Source organism: Nostoc sp. UHCC 0251, assembly GCF_034932245.1.
In the GTDB taxonomy this organism is placed as follows: domain Bacteria; phylum Cyanobacteriota; class Cyanobacteriia; order Cyanobacteriales; family Nostocaceae; genus Nostoc.
Genome location: NZ_JAYGHD010000486.1, coordinates 1 through 4,172, shown reverse-complemented (window position 1 = coordinate 4,172; position 4,172 = coordinate 1). Strand labels below are relative to the sequence as shown.

Here is a 4,172-nt window from a genome sequence, read left to right as displayed (position 1 = left end):
CGTATTCATCCCGTTTCCACCGGCGTTGAACCCTCGTAAATTGGCAGAGGTATTGACTCTTTCACCTGGTAAACTGCTTGCTGTAGTACAGTCAAAACTTTAACTTTAGTTTCACTGTCTACTCCAATTGCCCCTTTCAACGTTTTCTCTGCTTTTAAAGCTTCTATCAATGCATCAAACTTTTCCTTAGATATTGCAAAATATGCTTGTGAAGAATTAGTGAGAGCTTTAATTTCGTTAATTGTGGCAAGATTTCTTTGTTCTCGGGCAAGATTTCCTTCAAACCAAGCTGTAAGTGCTAGCACAGCTAAGACTACTCCAGCTACAACAGAACCAAACAGGGCGCGTTTCAAAAAACTATTAAGTTTAGCTTCACCAAGTTTTCTTTGCTGTCTTTCCCGCTCTAGTAAAGCCATCAACTCGTTTAACTTTGGCTGTTGTTGCTGACGAATAAACAAAGCAATGTAATCATGCACTAGCTGATAACGGTCAGCCGGATTTTCTGGTAACAAAATCACCAAGCCGGATTTGACAAAAATTTGTAGCACTAAATCGAAATTATTCCCACCTGTAGTCTTGTTTGCAACTAATGCTTGCAAATCTCGTTCCAGTTCAATACGAGTTTTTAGTGGGCGTGTTCCTTTTTCATCAGTGAGCAAATATAATAACAACTCTGCGGCTTGTTGATTCTCGACACCGCAATCATTGACCACCTCTGCCAAATAGCGTTTAACCAGTTCTTCTTTAGTCCCACGCTGTTGATATTCTCTTACAGTTGTAATATTCTCAGTTTGTAATTGCGCTCCCACTACTTGCAACTCAATTGGGCGCACTTCACCTAGTTCCCCAGCTAAATCATTTACTAATTGGTCTATTAAAGCTTGTTCTAATTGAAAACTAGTAGCCTGGGTCAAACGCTGGATGATTGACTTGGTATCTTCAGGTGAAAAATTACCTAACTCATAAAGAACATTGTTACTAAGAATATCCTTACCAATTATTGCCATACTAGATAAGCGATTACATTCCAGCAAATAATGTAGGTAATCCACTCGCAATAACAAAATTATTTTCACTGACAGAATATTTAGACATTCTCCCAGAAATTCAAAAAACTGCCGTCTCTGCTTTGGCTCAGTGTAAACAAAGAAAAACTCTTCAAACTGGTCAAAAATCAGGACTGTCCGTAGGTTATGCTGTTCATTTTCCCGCAATTGCTCTCTGAGAGTCGCAGTTTCGGCAACTGTAGCTGAAGTTTCAAGTTCTAATGTTGGACTATCCCCTTTTCTCGACTTATTATACAGCGCCTGTTGGATTAATCGTCCTAATTCTTCGATCCAGTTAGTATAAACCCGGATTACCACAGGCAAATTATCTTGAATTCCCATCGCTTTATTTTTTAAAGCTGGAACTAATCCTGCATTCACTAAAGAGCTTTTTCCTACACCTGACTGCCCATGAACAACTATCAACTTATAGTCGAGGCGGCCTATACGCTCAATCAAGCGTTCTACATCTAATAATCGACCTGATGTGGCAATTTCTGGGGCTATATTTTCCTGAGTTTCAGCTAAAGTCAACGTTAATTGAGCCTGCTTCGTTGATTGTAACTGACCAGCACCAATAAAAGCTCGTAAACCAAACTGTTGTTCAATAGACTTCTGCTGCTGTTTTGTCTCATAAGCTTTGAGGTATTCTTTTTTCTCAAAATATAATCGTTGCAGGTAATTAAGAATATTTAGGTAAAGCCGCAAGTCGAACAAAGGACTACCAAAATCTCTTGCTATTTCTAAGTTGGCAATTGCCTGTCGGGGTTCGTTTAATTGATATTGAGCCTGTGCCAAAATGAAGTTATACAGGCTTAAATCATTTGAGATAGTTGGTTCTTCTGATAGCCCAGACACAATCCCTGAAATGTCTTTTCTTTCTACACTAGAAATTACTGGTAAAATATCTTTTGCTTTTTGTACCAACTGTTTAGCTTCACTCCAGCGCTTTTGAGCCAGTGCAACCTGGGCTAAAAAACCATAATCTTTCGCTAATTCTATTGGCTGATTGTTAAGTTGGTGTAGTTCTAAAGCTTGTTGTGCTAATTTTTTGAGTTGCTCCCACTCTTTCAAATCACGCAAAATATTACCAAATTTGGTAATAGAGCTAGCAATTAAATCTTGACTATTAGCTTGGTTGAGAAATTTAATGCATTCTTGCGTGTATTGGCGAGTTGCTTGCCAATCTGGATGATTAATATCTGATTTTTTTAAAGCTTTGACATAAAAACAGTAAGCTATCTCACCAATAATCTTGGCTTGCTTTTCTAAATTATTCAGTTGTTGCCATATTGCTAAGGCTTTTTGATAATACTCTAAGGCAATATCTATTTTATTATTAGTTTGTTTTACAAAGCCTAGCAGAGAGGCTAAATTAGCTTCTGCTTCGTGGTCATCAGACCGCAACTCTCTCTGTGCTGCCTCTAATTCTAATTCCAGTATTTTGTAATTATTTGTACTTAAATTGCCGCCAAAATATTCATCAGCCAGTTGTTTAATAAACTCGCTTAAATCAGTAGGCGCGATCGCAAAACTTCTGCTGGTTCCCCAACTCTCCAGGTCAGGGGCAATCTCCATGATGGTGTGGTGGATTTCTTCACTAATCCACACGACTATCGGTAATGACAAGTGATTGCGAAATTCTTCACGTACCTGATTAGCACTTGTCAACATCTGCGGCAAATCCTGCAATGATTGCCAGCCCACAATCATCAGAGCTTGGGTATCATTCTGTAATTCTTCACGGATCACAGTATAAAGCGTTCTTTCTGATTCTTTGAGTTGCAGTACCTGAATCTTAAATTGGCAGATTTCACCTAACCTTTTTATCAAGCGACTCTGTAAAGCGCTGTAATTGCATCGCGCCCAAATCAACTTGAACTTTTCCACAGAAGCTTGAAGTGTCCAAGCTAGCTGCTGTAGCGAACGCTCGTTGTCTGTGGGTTCATCTGATTGACGCTGTATACTCATACAATTTTAATAACCATGAACTGCTCCCTCACTACTTAAGTCTGCTGCCTCTGCCAAAATTGGATTGACATCAAACCACGATTCACCGCCATCTCGGTATTCAAACACAAATCTACTACGTATCAGCTTTTGGTATCCTTGGTCATCGCTGACTTTCTTCTTTTGCTTAACATAACGCAGTAATTCCCACTCCTCATCTGAAATCGGCATGGTCATTTCATTGCGACGAGCGCGAATTACTTGCTCTAAGGTATTACGGGAGAGCGGAAGTGTCATTTCCTCCTGAATCCAGGTATTCAGCAACCTCAGCAAATCTCGCACATGACCACCGCTCGATCTGCACAGGCGCTTCATGGTTTCTGCACTGTCAAAGATTTCAGCACTTTGGTTTAACCGCTCATCTGGTTGCAAATCGGGAAATGCTCTAGCCAGTACCATCTGCTGCATCAAAGCCATTCCCTGCTCATGTATCCTACCGTCTGGCCATTGCACTGGAACCATCGGCAATACCTTTGGGTCTTCAGGGAATCTTTGAGTTAACGTTCCGTAATCGTTGGAGAACTTCAGCGCCAGGGGCATTGTGAAAACTAAATGGCAGTTGAGCTTTGTCAAAAACTCCCCCTGATCCACAAACAAGTATTCCTGTTGCGGACGACCCCAAGGTTTAATCCGGTTATCTATGCGGTCTAGGTTATCGACTATCACCACCAATCCCTTTTTGCCCTGCTGCTTCAGTTTGGCAATCGCCGGCTCTAGCAGTTCTCGATTAATTGCTTCTAGCAGTCTAGTTTTCTGTGGCCCCAAGTATTGATTCAGTTTCTCCCGCAATTGAGGGTTACTTTTCGTCTTTGCTGTAATTTCCCCAATTCCCAGAGCGAGGGAAAACTTTTCTTTTTCAGTAGACAAACCAACGTTACCAACTGGGGTTTTTACCTTAAACCCCGTCACCTCAGAGTCTAGCGCTCTCAATGCACCTTGCAGCAGTTCATGAAATCTGTTCGGCTCATCCAGCACTATTTTCTCTAAGCTTTGGCTCACACGATGCGCGATCGCTAACAACACATCTGCAATATCTATGTCCGTCATTTCCAAATCTTCACTAGACCCATCCGAAAACTCGCAAGCCAATATTTACAAGGCTTTGATACCAGTCCT

At 40.9% G+C, this 4,172-nt stretch carries 1 protein-coding gene and 1 pseudogene; both read right to left on the bottom strand.

What is annotated here, in order from left to right; translation table 11 throughout:
• Nucleotides 1-5 precede the first annotated feature (5 nt).
• Nucleotides 6-3,017: an ATP-binding protein gene (locus VB740_RS36040; protein ID WP_323204593.1), complete on the bottom strand. Its 3,012-nt coding sequence runs from the start codon at nucleotides 3,015-3,017 to the stop codon at nucleotides 6-8.
• A gap of 6 nt (nucleotides 3,018-3,023) precedes the next feature.
• A pseudogene (locus VB740_RS36035) lies at nucleotides 3,024-4,121 on the bottom strand (ATP-binding protein); the annotation flags it as partial.
• Nucleotides 4,122-4,172: the final 51 nt, after the last annotated feature.

Bases quoted from the DNA above. Each gene is read 5' to 3' on its own strand.
- VB740_RS36040 (WP_323204593.1), bottom strand. From the start codon at position 3,017: ATGAGTATACAGCGTCAATCAGATGAACCCACAGACAACGAGCGTTCG.